Below are 15,422 nucleotides of genomic sequence, written 5' to 3'. Positions count from 1 at the left end.
GATGCCGCGTCCCGGGCTTCTGTTCTGCAACCGCCGGGCCAGACGGACAAAATCCATCTAGTTATCTGATATAATTCGATAAATTTCCGGGATCCGACCGATGCGAGAGACCACGATATATCGTGATCCACGGGATATCGTGGTTGGTTTCACGAAGTTTCGTGCTAGGCTTCCACATACCCCCGCGCCCTTCCCGGTCCTGTCCGGAGGACGCCATGCCCGATACCGCAGCACCATCCGACCACGCCCGCCGGGCCGATGCCCTGGCGGCGGCGATCATCGCCGCCAGCCCGCGGCCGATGCTGGTTTTCGATCCCGTGGCCGACCTGATCCTGCACGCCAATCCGGCGGCAGGCCGGCTGTTCGGCCTGGCGCCGGAGGTGCTGGCCACGCGCCGGATGAGCGCGCTGCATCAGGGCCAGATGCCGGCGCTGGTGGTCTTCACCGAAGCGGTTCTGGACCAGGGCCAGGCGGTGACCCGCGGCCTGGCCCCCAGCCGTGCCGACGGCAGCGAAGTGGCGGTCGAGTACGAAGGCGCGCGGCTCGGCGGGCCAGGCGCCGGGCTGGTCCTGCTGACCATCACGGATCTTGAGGAACGCCACCGCCGCGAGGTCGATGCCGAGGCCGACGCCTATCTGAAGGGCGGTATCGCCGAATGGCGGCGGGTGGAACGCTTCTTCCGCGATGTCGAGCGGCAGAACCAGCTGATCCTGCGGGCCGCCGGCGAGGGGATCTACGGCATCAATGCCGAGGGCCACACCACCTTCGTCAACCCGGCCGCCGAACGTCTGCTGGGCTGGCGGGCGGAAGAACTGGTCGGCCGCGACATGCATGGCATGGTCCATCACACCCATGCCGATGGCAGCCACTATCCCGAGCATGAATGCCCGATCTACGCTGCCTTCCGTGAGGGCGAGGTCCGGCAGATCGACGACGAGGTGTTCTGGCGAAAGGATGGCCGACCGATCCGCGTGGAATATACCAGCACGCCGATCCGGGATCGCGGCGTGGTGGTCGGCGCCGTGATCGTGTTCCGCGACGTCACCAGCCGCCGGGAGGCGGAGGAACGGCTGCATGCCGCCCTGGCCGAGGTCGACGCACTACGCGAGCGGCTGGAGCGCGAGAATGCCTATCTGCTGGAAGAGATCCGCACCGAGGTCAACCACCACCACATCATCGGCCGCAGCGCCGCCATCCAGACGATCGCCCGCCAGATCGACCTGGTTGCACCAACCGATGCCAATGTGCTGATCACCGGCGAAAGCGGCACCGGCAAGGAGCTGATCGCGCGGGCGATCCACGAAGCCGGCCGCCGGTCGCACCGGCCGCTGATCCGGGTGAACTGCGCAGCCATCCCGCGGGAGCTGTTCGAAAGCGAGTTCTTCGGCCATGTCCGCGGCGCCTTCACCGGCGCGGTGCGCGACCGGGTCGGCCGGTTCGACCTGGCCGACGGCGGCACGCTGTTCCTGGACGAGGTGGGCGAGATCCCGCTGGAACTGCAGAGCAAGCTGCTGCGGGTGCTGCAGGAGGGCCATTTCGAGCGGGTCGGCGAAGAGCGGACCCGGGCGGTGGATGTGCGGATCGTGGCCGCCACCAATCGCGACCTGAAGGATCAGGTACGCCGCGGCCGGTTCCGCGAAGATCTCTATTTCCGCCTCAACGTCTTCCCGATCGAGAGCGTGCCTTTGCGCGAGCGGCTGGATGACGTGCCGCTGCTGGCCGCCCATTTCCTGGCCAAGACCTGCCGGCGGCTGAACATCCCCGATCTCAGGCTGACCCGCGGCGATGTCGAGCGGCTGACCGGCTATGACTGGCCGGGCAATGTCCGCGAGCTGGAGAATGTGATCGAACGGGCGGCGATCCTGGCCCGGGGCGGGCGGCTGCGCTTCGATCTGGAGCCATCCGCCGCCCTGCATGCCGGCCCGGCAGCGGCGCCCGCAGCGCCTGCCCTGGCCGGGGACGAGGACGAGCTGCTGACCGAAGCCGGCCGCCGCGACCGTGACCGACGGATGATCGAAGCCGCCCTCAGCCGGTGTGGCGGCCGGGTCTACGGCCCGAACGGGGCCGCCGCCCTGCTCGGCCTGCCGGCAACCACGCTCGCCTCGCGGATCCGCGCGCTGGGGCTGGAGCCGCGGCGCTACCGGGCGGGCCAGGCCTGATCAGCCATGCTCGTGCACGGGATCCGTCGGCAGCGGCAGCAGGATCTGCATCAGGGCGCGATAGGGCACCAGCATGGCCAGAGCCATCGCCATCTTCACCCCCCAATCGCCCACCGCCCAGCTGATCCAGGGCAGGCCGGTGCCGGCGAAGGCGATGGTGAAGAACAACACCGTGTCGAAAGCCGAGGCCAGCGAGGACGAAATCAGCGGCGCCTGCCACCAGGGCCGGCGGCGCAGCCGGTCGAACACCGTCACGTCCATCAGCTGCGCAACCAGGAAGGCCGCGCCCGAGGCGAGCGCGATCCGCGGATCGGCGAACCACAGCGACATGACGACCGCGATCGCGAAACCGGCATAGACCACCCTGCGGGCGGATGCGGTGCCGTAGCGGCGATTGGTCAGATCGGTGACCAGAAAGGCCGCCGGATAGGTGAAGGCGCCCCAGGTCAGCCAGTCGTTGATCGGATACTGGACCAGAATGTTGGAGGCGACGACCGCAAGGGTCATCGCCAGGATCGGCAGCCAGAGGCGGTGCAGCGCATGAGCCATGGGAGATGGTCTCTCTTTCCCAAAGGGACGGCAGGCGGTTCATCTGCCGTCCGGACGGCGATACAGGCCGTCGGGTGACGGGGCGGCACGTGACTGCGCCGTCCCGGATAGTCTGTTCGAACGCAGAAGGACCCGCAACCGTCTCCGGCGCGGGTCCTTCTGGAACTGGAGCGGCGGAACCCGCATGGGGCTCCGGCGTCACTCGGCGGCGGCGAACTCCGCAGCGCGAGCGGCACGCTTCTCGACGATCAGCTTCTTCAGCCGGCGGGCGTCGGGCGAGAGCTCGACCTCACGGGCACCGGCGAGGAAGGCATCGAGGCCACCACGACGCTCGATCGAACGCAGGGTCGACACGGCAACCTTCAGGCGGACCAGACGGCCCAGCACGTCAGAATAGATTCCGGTGTCCTGGACGTTCGGATTGAAGCGGCGACGGGACTTGTTGTGGGCATGGCTGACATTGTTGCCTGCCATGTAACGCTTACCGGTAAGCTCGCAACGACGGGCCATGTTTGGAAACCTTCAGCGGGCGGACGCTTGTTGAAACCTTCGGACGATGCGCCGCGCCGGCGTCGTCGATGGCGGCACCCGGGCCGGGCACCTTTCGGAGACCGTGTCTTTAGGCGAGCCGGCCCCGATCGTCAAGGAAAAATCAGCGATTTAGGGCCGGCGCGGAGAATCCCGCGACCGGGCCGGCGGCCTTCCGTGCAGACACACGAACCCCCGACGGTGCCGGATGATGGTCCGGCCCGCCGGGGGTTAGAGCCAAGTGCGGACGACGCTCAAGCGTCAGCGGATGGCGCCGGCCACCCAGGCGCTCTGCGGCTCGCCATGGGCGTCGTCGTCCTCGAGATCGAGGTCCGCTTCCGCCGGGCCTGCCTGTGTATCGGCATAGCTCGCATAGGCGTCGGTCAGCAGACGGCGCCAGAACGCGCGATAGCGCTCTCGCCCCGCCTGATCCAGCGTCACCAGGGCATCGGTGCGCAGATGGACCACGGTCCGCCCCTTGCCCGCCTTTTCGAAGACGAGGCGGGTCCGGGCGCTTTCGACGCCCTTCTGGCCGCAGGCACCGATCAGTTCGATCGCCGCCGGCGCCCGGGCATCGCCGATCACGGCCCAGATCATCTGGGGCCGGCCGGGACCGCGGTCGAGATAGAGCCAGCCGCCGGTTGCGGCTTCCAGGCGGACCCGCCCCTCGCCCTCACGCGGCCACCAGTTTTCCGCCTGTTCGACGAAAAGCTGATAGGCGCGCCGACGGGGCAGGTCGATCTCGACGGCCGCCTCGATCGCCATGGCCTCGACCGCACCGGGCAGATTGCCCTGTTCGGCTTCGGCCCCCACCGCGAACTGGGCAAGCCAGCCGGCGACGGTCGGCGTGAGGCGCTCGAGCGCCAGCCGGTTCCAGCGTTCGCGGCCGCGCCGTTCCACCGTGACCAGACCTGCCTCGACCAGAAGGTCGAGGTGCTTCATGACCGCGAAACGGGTCACGTCGAAGCAGGCGGCCAGATCGCCGGTGCGGCGGGGCTGCGCGTGAAGAAGTTCGATGATGCGCCTGCGGCTTGGGTCCGAGAGCGCTTTCCAGATGAGATCGTCGTCCATGTGCTCGATCGTGGGTCCGAGACCCGGCGGGAACAAGTGTCAATAAGGAGGCAGAGCTGCGGAGGTATCCGGGATCCGGACCGTCGCGCATGACAGGCGCAGGCTGGGTGGAAATCCCTCGGGCAGAAATCCGGTGACCGGATCCTTCCCTCAGGCGCCACCGTCCTGCGCGCGCCGTGTTCGGTCGAGGCTGGTCTGGGCCAATACGATGCCGGCCAGAACCAGAACTCCACCGCCGAGCGTCGCGGGTGGCAGGCTCTCGTGAAAGAGAAGCCATCCCCACAGGCTGGCGAACACCGCCTCCCCCATGAGAGAGATCGACACCGCCGTCGCCGGCAGGGCCTTCAGCGACCAGTTATAGGTGCTGTGACCAATTAGTTGGGGGATAAGCGCCATTCCCACAAGGGCCAGATATGTGGCTGTCCCGTGTCCCAGAAGAGGCAGGCCGGCTGCGAGCGTGACCGAAAGGAGGATCACGGCCGCCACACCATAGGCCAGCATCACATAAGGCACGAGATCGAGCCTGGCCCTGAGGGCACGTCCGCACAGCAGATAGGCCGCCATCGCCGCCCCGCCGACCAGCGCCAGGACGTTGCCGAGAAGCCCGTCGCCGGTCAGATCGGCAGACGGCGCAGAGACGATGACGGTTCCGATGACGGCAAGCCCCACCGCCAGCCAGCCCCGCCGGTCCAGACGGTCGATGCCGAGGACGAGACCACCAAGTGCGGTCCAGATCGGCACCGTGTTGACCAGCAACACCGAGTTGGCGATGGAGGTGTAGGAGAGCGAGCTGATCCAGGTCGCGAAATGCAGCGCCAGAAAGGCGCCCGACACCACCGCAAGCAGCAGATGGCGCCGGCCGAGCGTGCGGATCGCACTGCGATGACGCATGCCCATCAGCGGCAGGATCAGCAGGCTGGCGATGGCGAGACGGCCGGTGGCGATCACCAGGGCCGGCGCATCCGCCAGACGCGCGAAAATCGCCCCGGTCGACACCGCCAGCACCCCCACCCAGAGGGCGGCGGCGGCCATGCCGGAGCGGGCCGGCACCAGTCCGGTACCGGGCATCGCGGTCAAGAGGCCGACCGTTCGTCCGGGGCGTCAGCCTGGGGAGCGTCGGCCTGGGGGGCATCATCGGCCTTTGGAGCGTCGGCCCCAGGAGCATCGGCGACCGGAGCCGCCGCCGCTTCCAGCGCCGCAATCCGCGCCTCCAGTGCCGCGATCCGCTCGGCCTGGCCTTCGGCGAGTGCCCGCAACGCATCCGCCTCTTCGCGGGTCACGGCGCCCATCTCGGCCAGCATCCGCTCAACACGTGAGCGGACCAGCTGGTCCATTTCCTGGCGCAGACCGGCAAAGCCGCTCATGGCACCGCTGGCGACACGGGCCATGTCGTCGAAGAAGGGGTTATTGCTCTGCATCGGCGATCTCCCGGACGGCCGGTGGCCGAAGACAGGACCGGAAACCGGGCTTGCGCCCGGACGGCCCGGCCGGCGGACACGGACCTGGAGGACGTGTACATTGGCTTGCAGGACTGAGGATCCGCGCCTTCCGGCGATACCCGACAGAACGGGCGGCGCACGTGGTTCGGACCTTGCGGATCCATAACATGGTCACCGCTTCGTTAACAGTATCACATTCACATGCCCGGCCTGCAGTTATCGTCGGGTCTCGAAGATGTCACCACCCGTGTGACACACTCTCGGGCGGCACTGCTTGAGCGGCAGGGGCGCCCCCCTTAGACTGCCGCCAACACCCGATCCCGAACCTCCGCGAGGCCCGCTGCCGATGACCGGCCTGACCTTCCCCGACATCGATCCGGTTGCGATTGCCATCGGCCCGATCGCCATTCGCTGGTACGCCCTGGCCTATATCGCGGGTCTGCTGATCGGCTGGCGCTATGTTGTGGGCCTGACCCGGCGCCACGCCCTGGGCCTGGACGAACGGTCGATCGACGACCTGCTGGTCTGGGTCGCGTTCGGCGTCATCCTGGGCGGCCGGTTCGGGTACGTGCTGTTCTATCGCCCGGATTATTACGCCCAGCATCTGCTGGAGATCCCCATGGTGTGGAAGGGCGGAATGTCCTTCCATGGCGGGCTTCTGGGCGTGGCCGTCTCGCTGGCCCTCTTCGCCCGCACCAAGGGCGTCAATCCGCTGACCGTGGGCGATCTGGTGGCCGCGGCCGCGCCGATCGGCCTGTTCTTCGGCCGGATCGCCAACTTCATCAATGGCGAACTCTGGGGGCGCCCCACCGATGTGCCCTGGGGCATGATCTTCCCCATGGCCGGTCCGGAACCCCGCCATCCAAGCCAGATCTACGAAGCGCTGCTTGAAGGCCTGCTGCTGTTCGTCGTGCTGTGGTTCATTGCCCGCCGCCGGGAAACCTGGGCCCGCCCGGGCCTGCTGGCCGGCTATTTCCTGATGGGCTATGCCATCACCCGGTCGATCGCCGAGCTGTTCCGCATGCCCGATGCCTTCCTGGGCTTTCTGGCTGCGGGCCTCACCATGGGGCAGCTGCTGTCCCTGCCCATGTTCCTGATCGGCGTCTATCTGGTGCTCCGCGCCCGCGGCCGGACCGACGCCGCGACCGGACCGGGCCGCGAATGACCGACGCCACCCCCCTCCCCCCTGCGGATACCCCACTCGGCCGGATCATCGCCGGACGCATCGCCGTCGACGGCCCGATGACCCTCGGCACCTATATGGGCCTGGTGCTCGGCCATCCGCAGCACGGCTATTACACGACCCGCGAGCCCTTCGGGGCAGATGGCGACTTCGTCACGGCCCCCGAGATCAGCCAGATGTTCGGCGAACTGGTCGGGCTCTGGCTGGCGGTCGCCTGGGATGAAGCCGGCCAGCCGCCGGCGGTCACGCTCGCCGAACTCGGCCCCGGCCGCGGCACGCTGATGGCCGACGCGCTTCGGGCGATGAAGATGATGCCGGGGCTTCTGGATCGGGTGTCGCTGCATTTCGTGGAGCAGAGCCCGCGCCTGCGTGAGGCCCAGGCCCAGGCGGTCGCCGATGCCGGCCTCTCCCGGCCGCCGGTCTGGCACGATACGGTCGACGGCCTGCCCGATGACCGGCCGCTGCTGCTGATCGCCAATGAGTTCTTCGATGCCCTGCCGGTCCGCCAGCTGGTCCGGCGCCCCGACGGCCTGTGGTCGGAACGGATGATCGACCTCGATCCCGACCGCCCGGGACGGTTCCGCTATGGCCTGTCGCCGGATCCGAGCCCGGCCGCAGCCCTGCTGACCCCCCGCATCGCCCGGGCCTCGCTGGCCGAGATCCCGGCCGGCGCGATCGCCGAGGTCCAGCCGGCATCGATTTCGATCGCCGGCACCATCGGCACCCGGCTTGCCGCGCTCGGCGGTGCAGCGCTGATCGTCGATTACGGCCATGGCATCAGTGCCCCCGGCGACACCTTCCAGGCGGTGAAGGCGCATGCCCATGCCGACCCGCTGGAAGAACCGGGGCGCGCCGACCTGACCGTTCATGTCGATTTCGAGCGTCTGGCCGCGGCCGCGGCCGCAGGCGGCGCCCTGGCCCATGGCCCCGTCGATCAGGGCAGCTTTCTGGGCCGGCTCGGCATCGGTGCCCGTGCCGAACGCCTGGCCCGCGCTGCCCGCAACGGCGGCGAACGCGCCCAGATCGCCACCGCCCTGAAGCGCCTGACGGCCCCGGAAGAGATGGGGCGCCTGTTCAAGGTGCTGGCCCTGACACCACCCGGCCGGCCGGCACCGCCCGGCTTCGCACCGGTGCCCGGCTTCGACGCCGATCTTTAAGCCCCCCGCGAGGAGGCAACCTGATGCCCCAGTCCCTCATGCATGACCGGCCGCCCCATGACCACCACGATCTGCTCGACCTGCCCGGCATCGCCCACGGCTTTTTCGGCCGGCAGGGCGGCGTTTCGACCGGCCTTTATACCAGCCTGAACTGTGGCCCGGGCAGTGCCGACGACCCGGCCGCGGTCGCGGAGAACCGCCGCCGCGTGGCTGCAGCACTGACGCCCGCGCCCCGGCACCTGCTGACCAACCACCAGGTCCATGGCCGCCGGGTGATCACGGTCGACGAAGACGGGCTGGCGCTTTATCCCGAAGCCGGTCGCGGTGCCGAAGGCCGCCCCCATGCCGACGGCATGGTCACCCGGCTGCCGGGCATCGTCCTCGGCGCGCTGGCCGCCGATTGTGCGCCGGTGCTGTTCGCCGATGCCGAAGCCCGGGTGATCGGCGCCACCCATGCCGGCTGGAAGGGCGCGGTCGGCGGCGCCACCGACGCGACCATCGAGGCCATGGAGGCGCTGGGCGCCAGCCGCAGCCGCATCCGTGCCGTGATCGGCCCCTGCATCGCCGGCCCGAGCTACGAGGTGGGGCCGGAACTGCGCGACACCGCCATGGCCGCCGATCCGGCCGCGGCCGGGTTCTTCAGCCCGGGACGCGACGACCGGCTGCATTTCGATCTGCCCGGCTATCTGCTCACCCGGCTGAGGCGGAACCTGATCACGGCGGACGCCATCGGTACCGACACCTATGGCGCCACCGACACCCTGTTCTCCTATCGTCGCACCACACACCGGGGAGAGGCGGATTACGGCCGCCAGGTCTCGGCGATCGTCCTTCTCGACCAGGCGTAAGCGGGTGCCGGGGGCATAAGCGGGTGCCGGAGGTGGGCCACCGCTTGCCGGCCACGCCCCGCCACACCAGATTCCACCGAACCCCGCGCGGCTCTTTCATGCGGTCGCAGGGATATCCGCATGCATCCGGAGGCAAAGCCGATGGCCAGCGCCGCCCCCCGCGAGACCGGGGCTCCCCACGCGACCCGCGATCACACCAAGGCCGTGCTGAAGCGCCGCATCGACCAGGCGCTCGGCCGCGAGGCCGCCGATCTGGTGATCCGCGGCGGCCGGGTGCTGAACCTTGCGACCGGCGCGCTGGAGATGGCCGATGTCGCCGTCACCGGCGACATGATCGTCGGCGTCGGCCCCGGCTATCGCGGCCGGCGCGAGGTCGACGCCCGCAACCGGGTGATCGTGCCGGGCTTCATTGACACCCATGTCCATGTCGAAAGCACGCTCGTCACGCCGGCCGAATTCGACCGGCTGGCCCTGGCCCGCGGCACCACCACCGCCATCTCGGACCCTCACGAGATCTGCAATGTGCTGGGCACCGAGGGGTTGCGCTATTTCCTGGATGCCAGCCTGCACACGGCCCTGGACCTCAGGGTGCAGCTTTCCTCCTGCGTGCCGGCGACGGGGCTCGAGACCTCGGGCGCCCGACTGAGCGCCGATGATCTGGTCGCCTTCCGCGACCACCCCTCGGTGATCGGCCTTGCCGAGTTCATGAATGTGCCGGGCGTTCTGCATCTGGACGACGAGGTGCTGGACAAGCTGGCCGCCTTCGACGGCACCCATATCGACGGTCATGCCCCTCTGCTCTCGGGGCGCGACCTCGATGCCTATCTCGCCTGCGGCATCCGCAACTGCCACGAATGCACCAACCGTGCCGAGGCGCTGGAGAAGATCGGCAAGGGCATGCAGGTGCTGATCCGCGACGGCAGCGTTTCGAAGGACGTGGCCGCGCTGGCACCGCTGCTCGACTGGCGCAACTCCCCCTTCTTCGCCTTCTGCACCGACGACCGCAACCCGCTCGACATCGCCGAGGAGGGCCATCTCGATCATCTGATCCGGGCGGCGATCAAGGCAGGCGCGCCGGCGGGCGCCGTCTATCGCGCCGCCACCTGGTCGGCCGCCCAGGGCTTCGGGCTGAAGGATCGGGGGCTGGTCGCCCCGGGCCGGCGGGCCGACATCGTCGTGCTCGACGACCTGGACCATTGCGCGGTCGCAACCGTCATCCGCAACGGCCGGGTGGTGGAAGACGGGATCTTCGACCATGGCGCCATGCCGGCGCCGGTGGGCTTCGGCTCGGTCCGGCTGCCGCCGGTCACCCCCGACATCTTCCGGGTGGCGGCCCAGGGGCCGGGGGCGCCGGTGATCGGCATCCGCCCGGGCAGCCTGATCACCGATCACCTGACCATGGCGCTGCCCTATGCGGGCGGCGAGCGCCGGGCGGATCCGTCGCGCGACCTGCTCAAGGTCGCGGTGCTCGCCCGCCACGGTACCAACCGCAATGTCGGCCGCGGCTTCGTCACCGGCTTCGGTTTCCCCGACGGCGCCATCGCATCCTCCGTCGGCCATGACAGCCATAATATCTGTGTGGTGGGGGCGGGCGACGCCGACATGGCGGTGGCGGTCAACCGGCTGATCGCCATGGGCGGCGGCTTCGTGGTGGTGCGCGATGGCCGGGTTCTGGCCGATCTGGCCCTGCCGGTCGCCGGGCTGATGAGCGATGCCGGCGCCGACCATGTCCGCGACCGGCTGGTGGCGCTGCGTGCGGCCGCCCGCGCCATCGGCTGCCGCCTGGCCGAACCCTTCCTGCAGCTCGCCTTCCTGCCGCTGCCGGTGATCCCGCATCTCAAGATCACCGATATGGGGCTGGTCGACGTCGACCGCTTCCGCCTGCTCGCCGCCTGACCTGCTCGCCGCCCGACCTGCTCGCCGCCCGACCCACCCGGCCGGCGCCTCACAAGAAAGCCGCACGCGTGCCCTATCTGATCATCTTCACCTTGGTGCTGCTTCTGGGCATGATGGCCAGTTGCATAATGATGTGAGGCGGACCCCGTTCCGGGACAGGGACCTCCGGTCAGGAGTGTCCGGACCGGGGGTAAACCGCCCGGTCCCAGGGAGCGAGCGTTCATGCCTGCTGCGTCGCGTGTGGCCAAGATCGTGATGGTGCTTGGCCTCTCGGCCTTCGCCTTCCTCGTCACCTTCAACAATCTGACCGACTACGGATCGAATTTCGCCTTCGTGTCTCACGTTCTGGCGATGGACGACACCTTCCCCGGCAATGCGCTGATGTGGCGGGCGATCACCGATCCGATCTTCTGGCATATCGGCTATTGGGCGATCATCGCCGGCGAGGGCATCACCGCGGCCCTGTTCGCCGTGGCTGGCATCGCCATGCTGCGCCGGGTCAACGGCACGGCCGGAGAATTCGGCCGCGCCAAGCGGATGGTCCATTTCGGCGCCGCCATGGGCTTTCTGGTCTGGTTCGTGGGCTTCATGGTGATCGGCGGCGAGTGGTTCGCCATGTGGCAGTCGTCCACCTGGAACGGCCAGGCACCGGCTTTCCGGTTCTACATCACGATCCTGGCGGTGGTGATCTATGTCGGCCAGCCCGACCCGGACTGACCGTACCCGGCGGCGGTACCGTGTCATTCCGGCCATGCATGCAGCGGGCGGGCACGCGCCCCCCGCCGCCTGCATGTTTACAGCTTCGAGACGCCTTGCTATTTTGCGCCCGCGCAAAGGCAGGCCCGGAGGACGTCGAACAACGTCTTGCGGTCGCTTGCCTTTTCTCGCACAGTTCGCACGGACGGCCGGCGCGACCAAAGGTTGAACCGACCATCGGCATGCAAAGCCTACGGGAATGATCCCACGGGCGGGACGTGCGTCCTCACCTTCCTCATCCGGACAGTCGGACAGATCATCGCGGGGCAGTGTCGATGAAGGTTATCGCTTGCAACAGCAACCGGCCGCTGGCCGAAGCCATCGCGACGTTCCTGAACCTTCCCCTGACCAAGGCGAATATCCGCCGGTTCTCCGACATGGAAGTGTTCGTCGAGATCCTGGAGAACGTCCGTGGCGAGGACGTGTTCGTCATCCAGTCGACCAGCCACCCGGCGAACGACAATCTGATGGAGCTGCTGGTGACGCTGGACGCGCTGAAGCGCGCCTCCGCCCGCCGCATCACCGCCGTCATCCCCTATTTCGGCTATGCCCGCCAGGATCGTAAGCCCGGCCCGCGCACGCCGATCTCGGCCAAGCTGGTCGCCAATCTGATCACCACCGCCGGCGCCGACCGCGTGCTGACGCTGGACCTGCATGCCGGCCAGATCCAGGGCTTCTTCGACATCCCGGTCGACAATCTCTATGCAGCACCGGTGATCGTGCGCGACATTCAGGAGAAGTCGGCCGGCCGCAACCTGATGGTGATCTCTCCCGACGTGGGCGGCGTGGTGCGCGCCCGCGCGGTCGCCAAACGCATCGATGCCGATCTCGCCATCGTCGACAAGCGGCGCGAGCGCGCCGGCGTGTCCGAGGTGATGAACATCATCGGTGATGTCGAGGAACGGGACTGCATCCTGATCGACGACATCGTCGACAGCGCCGGCACGCTGTGCAACGCCGCCGCCGCCCTGATGGCGAACGGTGCCCGCTCGGTGAAGGCCTATGTCAGCCACGGCGTGCTCTCGGGCGGCGCCGTCGCCCGTGTCACCTCCTCGGCGCTGGAAGAGCTGATCGTGACCGATTCGATCGCCGCCACCGAGGCGATGCGCGTGTCCCGCAACATTCGCAGCCTGAGCATCGCGCCGCTGATCGGCGAGGCGATGCGCCGGATTGCCGACGAAAGTTCCGTGTCCAGCCTGTTCGACTGACGTCCCGGACACCTGACGGTATCGAGGGCGGGCACCCCTGGAGGCCCGCCCTGCCGTATTTCCGGACCAAGGCATCAGCGAACCGGCATAACCCCCCGGCGGGCCGTACAGACAGGCGCCGCCGGCCAGCAGGAGACCATCCTCATGACCACTCAGCCCGTGCTGAATGCGACGGCGCGTGACCGCGGCGGTAAGGGGGCCGCGCGTCAGGCCCGCCGTGACGGCCTCGTCCCCGGCGTGATCTACGGCGGCAAGCAGCCCGCCCAGATGGTGTCGTTCAACGCCCGCGAGTTCGGCCTGTTCTTCAACCGTACCCCGGACCTCGCCTCGACCGTGATCGAGGTGAAGCTGGACGGTGAGAGCATCCGCGTGCTGGCCCGCGACGTGCAGCTCCATCCGGTCACCGACGTGCCGCTGCATGTCGACCTGCTGCGCCTGACCGGCGACCACGAGATCCGCGTCGAAGTGGCCGTGCACTTCGTCAACGAGGCGATCTGCCCCGGCATCAAGAAGGGTGGCGTGCTGAACGTCGTCCGTCACGAGGTCGAGCTGATCTGCGCCCCCGACGCGATCCCGCAGTCGATCACCGTCGACCTGGCGAACGCCCAGATCGGTGACAGCATCCACATCAGCGCCGTCGAGCTGCCGAAGGGCACCCGCCCGGCGATCACCGATCGCGACTTCACCATCGCGACGATCGCGGCGCCGGCCGGCCTCTCCGAGGACGCCGGTGAGGCCGAAGGCGACGAAGAGGCCTGACGATCATGTGGCTGCTGGTCGGTCTGGGCAATCCCGGCCCCGAATACGCCGGCAATCGCCACAATATCGGCTTCATGGCGGTGGACGAAATTGTCCGCCGCCATGGCTTCTCCCCCTGGCGCCGCAAGTTCCAGGGCGAGATTTCCGAAGGCCGCATCGGCCCCGAGCGCGCGATCGCGCTCAAGCCCCTCACCTACATGAACGAGAGCGGCCGTTCGGTCGCCGAGGCCGCCCGCTTCCACAAGATCGAGCCGGGCCGCATCGTCGTGTTCCACGACGAGCTTGACCTCGCCCCCTCGAAAATGCGGGTGAAGACCGGCGGCGGCCATGCCGGCCATAACGGCCTGCGCGACATCACCCGCCATATGGGGGCCGATTTCGTGCGCGTGCGGCTGGGCATCGGCCATCCGGGCGACAAGGCCCGGGTCCATGGCTGGGTGCTGGGCGATTTCGCCAGGGCCGAACAGGATTGGCTCCGCGATCTGACCGATGCGGTGGCGGTGCATCTGCCGCTGCTGCTGGCCGGCCGCGAGAGCGATTATATGAGCAAGGTTGCGGGTGCCGTCCGGCCGCCGAAACCGCTGAAGCCGGCAAAGCCGGCGAAGCCGGATGCCGCGGGTGCCCCGCCCGCGGGTGCGACCGGCGGCGAGGAGTAATCCCATGGGCTTCAAATGCGGCATCGTCGGCATGCCGAATATCGGCAAGTCGACCCTGTTCAACGCGCTGACCAGCACCGCGGCGGCAGAAGCGGCGAACTATCCGTTCTGCACCATCGAGCCGAATTCCGGCCGGGTGATGGTGCCGGATCCGCGCCTCGACAAGCTTGCGGCCATCGCCGGCTCGAAGCAGATCATCCCGACCCAGCTCGACTTCGTCGACATTGCAGGCCTGGTGCGCGGCGCCAGCAAGGGCGAAGGCCTCGGCAACCAGTTCCTCGCCCATATCCGCGAGGTGGACGCCATCGCCCATGTGCTGCGCTGCTTCGTGGATGACGACATCACCCATGTCGAAGGCGGCGTCGATCCGCTGCGCGATGCCGAGACGATCGAGACCGAGCTGATGCTCGCCGATCTCGAAAGCCTGCAGAAGCGCATGGCCGGCATCGAAAAGCGCGCCAAGGGCGGCGACAAGGACGCCAAGGCCCAGGCGGAGCTGATCGGCCGGGTTCTCTCGGCGCTGGAAGAGGGCCGCCCGGCCCGCACGGTGAAGATCGAGGCCGAAGAGCGCCGCGCCTTCCAGCTGCTCCAGCTGCTGACCGCCAAGCCGGTGCTCTATGTCTGCAATGTCGACGAAGGTGCTGCGGCCGAGGGCAACGAGCTGTCGGCGAAGGTCTTCGCGAAGGCCGAGGCCGAAGGTGCTGCCGCGGTCGTGGTCTCCGCCAAGATCGAGAGCGAGGTCGCCATGCTCTCCGACGAGGCCGAGAAGCGCGACTTCCTGGAAGCGCTGGGCCTGGAAGAGACCGGCCTCGCCCGCGTGATCCGCGCCGGCTATGGCCTGCTCGACCTGCTGACCTTCTTCACCGTCGGCCCCAAGGAGGCCCGCGCCTGGACGGTCCGCCGCGGCGCCACCGCCCCCCAGGCCGCCGGTGCCATCCACACCGATTTCGAGCGCGGCTTCATCCGCGCCGAGACCATCGCTTTCGACGACTACATCGCCTGCGGCGGCGAGGCCGAAGCCCGGGCCGCCGGCAAGCTGCGCATGGAAGGCAAGGAATACGTGGTCCGCGACGGCGACGTCTTCCATTTCCTGTTCAACGTCTGAGGGTTCGATCGGCGTCTGAGGGCGGCGTGCCGCCCGAACGCAGGGTCCGGAACAGAGAACGCCCGGCATGGGGTCATGCCGGGCGTTCTGCATGTCGGGGACCGAAAG

General features: G+C 68.5%; 15 protein-coding genes. 10 read left to right on the top strand and 5 right to left on the bottom strand.

All coding sequences use genetic code 11. The features are described 5' to 3' along the window. Positions 1 to 215: 215 nt before the first annotated feature. Positions 216 to 2,159 carry a sigma 54-interacting transcriptional regulator gene (locus WI697_RS15125; protein ID WP_345959025.1) on the top strand — a complete coding sequence of 648 codons (1,944 nt, stop codon included), beginning with the start codon at positions 216 to 218 and terminating at the stop codon, positions 2,157 to 2,159. Here WI697_RS15125 and WI697_RS15120 read toward each other — a convergent pair whose 3' ends face one another. From WI697_RS15120 to WI697_RS15100, 5 genes are all read right to left on the bottom strand, one after another. Continuing rightward, positions 2,160 to 2,708 carry a VUT family protein gene (locus WI697_RS15120; protein WP_345959024.1) on the bottom strand — a complete coding sequence of 183 codons (549 nt, stop codon included), beginning with the start codon at positions 2,706 to 2,708 and terminating at the stop codon, positions 2,160 to 2,162. It lies immediately after the preceding gene. A gap of 198 nt (positions 2,709 to 2,906) precedes the next feature. Continuing rightward, positions 2,907 to 3,218 carry a 50S ribosomal protein L28 gene (gene rpmB, locus WI697_RS15115; RefSeq protein ID WP_014743837.1) on the bottom strand — a complete coding sequence of 104 codons (312 nt, stop codon included), beginning with the start codon at positions 3,216 to 3,218 and terminating at the stop codon, positions 2,907 to 2,909. 279 nt (positions 3,219 to 3,497) lie between these two features. After that, entirely contained in the window at positions 3,498 to 4,307 is an 810-nt protein-coding gene (locus WI697_RS15110; RefSeq protein WP_014743836.1) for an ArsR/SmtB family transcription factor, read from the bottom strand. A 150-nt stretch (positions 4,308 to 4,457) separates the two neighbouring features. Beyond that, positions 4,458 to 5,375 carry a DMT family transporter gene (locus WI697_RS15105; protein ID WP_062761160.1) on the bottom strand — a complete coding sequence of 306 codons (918 nt, stop codon included), beginning with the start codon at positions 5,373 to 5,375 and terminating at the stop codon, positions 4,458 to 4,460. A gap of 5 nt (positions 5,376 to 5,380) precedes the next feature. Then, complete coding sequence (locus WI697_RS15100; protein ID WP_345959023.1) at positions 5,381 to 5,725, bottom strand: accessory factor UbiK family protein; 345 nt, start codon at positions 5,723 to 5,725, stop codon at positions 5,381 to 5,383. Positions 5,726 to 6,092: 367 nt separating this feature from the next. Between WI697_RS15100 and lgt the strand changes: the two genes are divergently transcribed. From lgt to ychF, 9 genes are all read left to right on the top strand, one after another. After that, positions 6,093 to 6,911: a prolipoprotein diacylglyceryl transferase gene (lgt, locus tag WI697_RS15095; protein ID WP_014743833.1), complete on the top strand. Its 819-nt coding sequence runs from the start codon at positions 6,093 to 6,095 to the stop codon at positions 6,909 to 6,911. After that, complete coding sequence (locus tag WI697_RS15090; protein ID WP_345959022.1) at positions 6,908 to 8,086, top strand: class I SAM-dependent methyltransferase; 1,179 nt, start codon at positions 6,908 to 6,910, stop codon at positions 8,084 to 8,086. Before lgt ends, WI697_RS15090 begins: the two co-directional genes overlap by 4 nt. 23 nt (positions 8,087 to 8,109) lie before the next feature. Continuing rightward, positions 8,110 to 8,934, top strand: a complete 825-nt coding sequence (pgeF, locus tag WI697_RS15085; RefSeq protein ID WP_345959021.1) for a peptidoglycan editing factor PgeF — start codon at positions 8,110 to 8,112, stop codon at positions 8,932 to 8,934. Positions 8,935 to 9,075: 141 nt separating this feature from the next. After that, positions 9,076 to 10,830, top strand: a complete 1,755-nt coding sequence (gene ade / locus WI697_RS15080; protein ID WP_062761183.1) for an adenine deaminase — start codon at positions 9,076 to 9,078, stop codon at positions 10,828 to 10,830. 222 nt (positions 10,831 to 11,052) lie between these two features. Then, a complete protein-coding gene (locus WI697_RS15075; protein WP_296717239.1) occupies positions 11,053 to 11,547 on the top strand; it encodes a DUF2165 family protein in 495 nt (164 codons plus the stop codon). Between the two features lie 314 nt (positions 11,548 to 11,861). Next, complete coding sequence (locus WI697_RS15070) at positions 11,862 to 12,794, top strand: ribose-phosphate pyrophosphokinase (RefSeq protein WP_345959020.1); 933 nt, start codon at positions 11,862 to 11,864, stop codon at positions 12,792 to 12,794. Positions 12,795 to 12,938: 144 nt separating this feature from the next. Continuing rightward, positions 12,939 to 13,553: a 50S ribosomal protein L25/general stress protein Ctc gene (locus WI697_RS15065; RefSeq protein ID WP_345959019.1), complete on the top strand. Its 615-nt coding sequence runs from the start codon at positions 12,939 to 12,941 to the stop codon at positions 13,551 to 13,553. Positions 13,554 to 13,558: 5 nt separating this feature from the next. Beyond that, the gene (pth, locus tag WI697_RS15060; RefSeq protein ID WP_062761164.1) at positions 13,559 to 14,209 is read left to right on the top strand and encodes an aminoacyl-tRNA hydrolase; all 651 of its coding nucleotides are present in this window, start codon (positions 13,559 to 13,561) and stop codon (positions 14,207 to 14,209) included. A 4-nt stretch (positions 14,210 to 14,213) separates the two neighbouring features. Then, positions 14,214 to 15,314, top strand: a complete 1,101-nt coding sequence (gene ychF / locus WI697_RS15055; protein ID WP_345959018.1) for a redox-regulated ATPase YchF — start codon at positions 14,214 to 14,216, stop codon at positions 15,312 to 15,314. Positions 15,315 to 15,422: the final 108 nt, after the last annotated feature.

The sequence above is a fragment of the Tistrella mobilis genome (assembly GCF_039634785.1).
Lineage (GTDB): Bacteria > Pseudomonadota > Alphaproteobacteria > Tistrellales > Tistrellaceae > Tistrella > Tistrella mobilis.
The sequence above is the reverse complement of the archived record's forward strand: the minus strand, read 5'-3'. Positions and strand labels throughout refer to the sequence as shown.

Bases quoted from the DNA above. Each gene is read 5' to 3' on its own strand.
- WI697_RS15125 (WP_345959025.1), top strand. From the start codon at position 216: ATGCCCGATACCGCAGCACCATCCGACCACGCCCGCCGGGCCGATGCC.
- WI697_RS15120 (WP_345959024.1), bottom strand. From the start codon at position 2,708: ATGGCTCATGCGCTGCACCGCCTCTGGCTGCCGATCCTGGCGATGACC.
- rpmB (WP_014743837.1), bottom strand. From the start codon at position 3,218: ATGGCCCGTCGTTGCGAGCTTACCGGTAAGCGTTACATGGCAGGCAAC.
- WI697_RS15110 (WP_014743836.1), bottom strand. From the start codon at position 4,307: ATGGACGACGATCTCATCTGGAAAGCGCTCTCGGACCCAAGCCGCAGG.
- WI697_RS15105 (WP_062761160.1), bottom strand. From the start codon at position 5,375: ATGCCCGGTACCGGACTGGTGCCGGCCCGCTCCGGCATGGCCGCCGCC.
- WI697_RS15100 (WP_345959023.1), bottom strand. From the start codon at position 5,725: ATGCAGAGCAATAACCCCTTCTTCGACGACATGGCCCGTGTCGCCAGC.
- lgt (WP_014743833.1), top strand. From the start codon at position 6,093: ATGACCGGCCTGACCTTCCCCGACATCGATCCGGTTGCGATTGCCATC.
- WI697_RS15090 (WP_345959022.1), top strand. From the start codon at position 6,908: ATGACCGACGCCACCCCCCTCCCCCCTGCGGATACCCCACTCGGCCGG.
- pgeF (WP_345959021.1), top strand. From the start codon at position 8,110: ATGCCCCAGTCCCTCATGCATGACCGGCCGCCCCATGACCACCACGAT.
- ade (WP_062761183.1), top strand. From the start codon at position 9,076: ATGGCCAGCGCCGCCCCCCGCGAGACCGGGGCTCCCCACGCGACCCGC.
- WI697_RS15075 (WP_296717239.1), top strand. From the start codon at position 11,053: ATGCCTGCTGCGTCGCGTGTGGCCAAGATCGTGATGGTGCTTGGCCTC.
- WI697_RS15070 (WP_345959020.1), top strand. From the start codon at position 11,862: ATGAAGGTTATCGCTTGCAACAGCAACCGGCCGCTGGCCGAAGCCATC.
- WI697_RS15065 (WP_345959019.1), top strand. From the start codon at position 12,939: ATGACCACTCAGCCCGTGCTGAATGCGACGGCGCGTGACCGCGGCGGT.
- pth (WP_062761164.1), top strand. From the start codon at position 13,559: ATGTGGCTGCTGGTCGGTCTGGGCAATCCCGGCCCCGAATACGCCGGC.
- ychF (WP_345959018.1), top strand. From the start codon at position 14,214: ATGGGCTTCAAATGCGGCATCGTCGGCATGCCGAATATCGGCAAGTCG.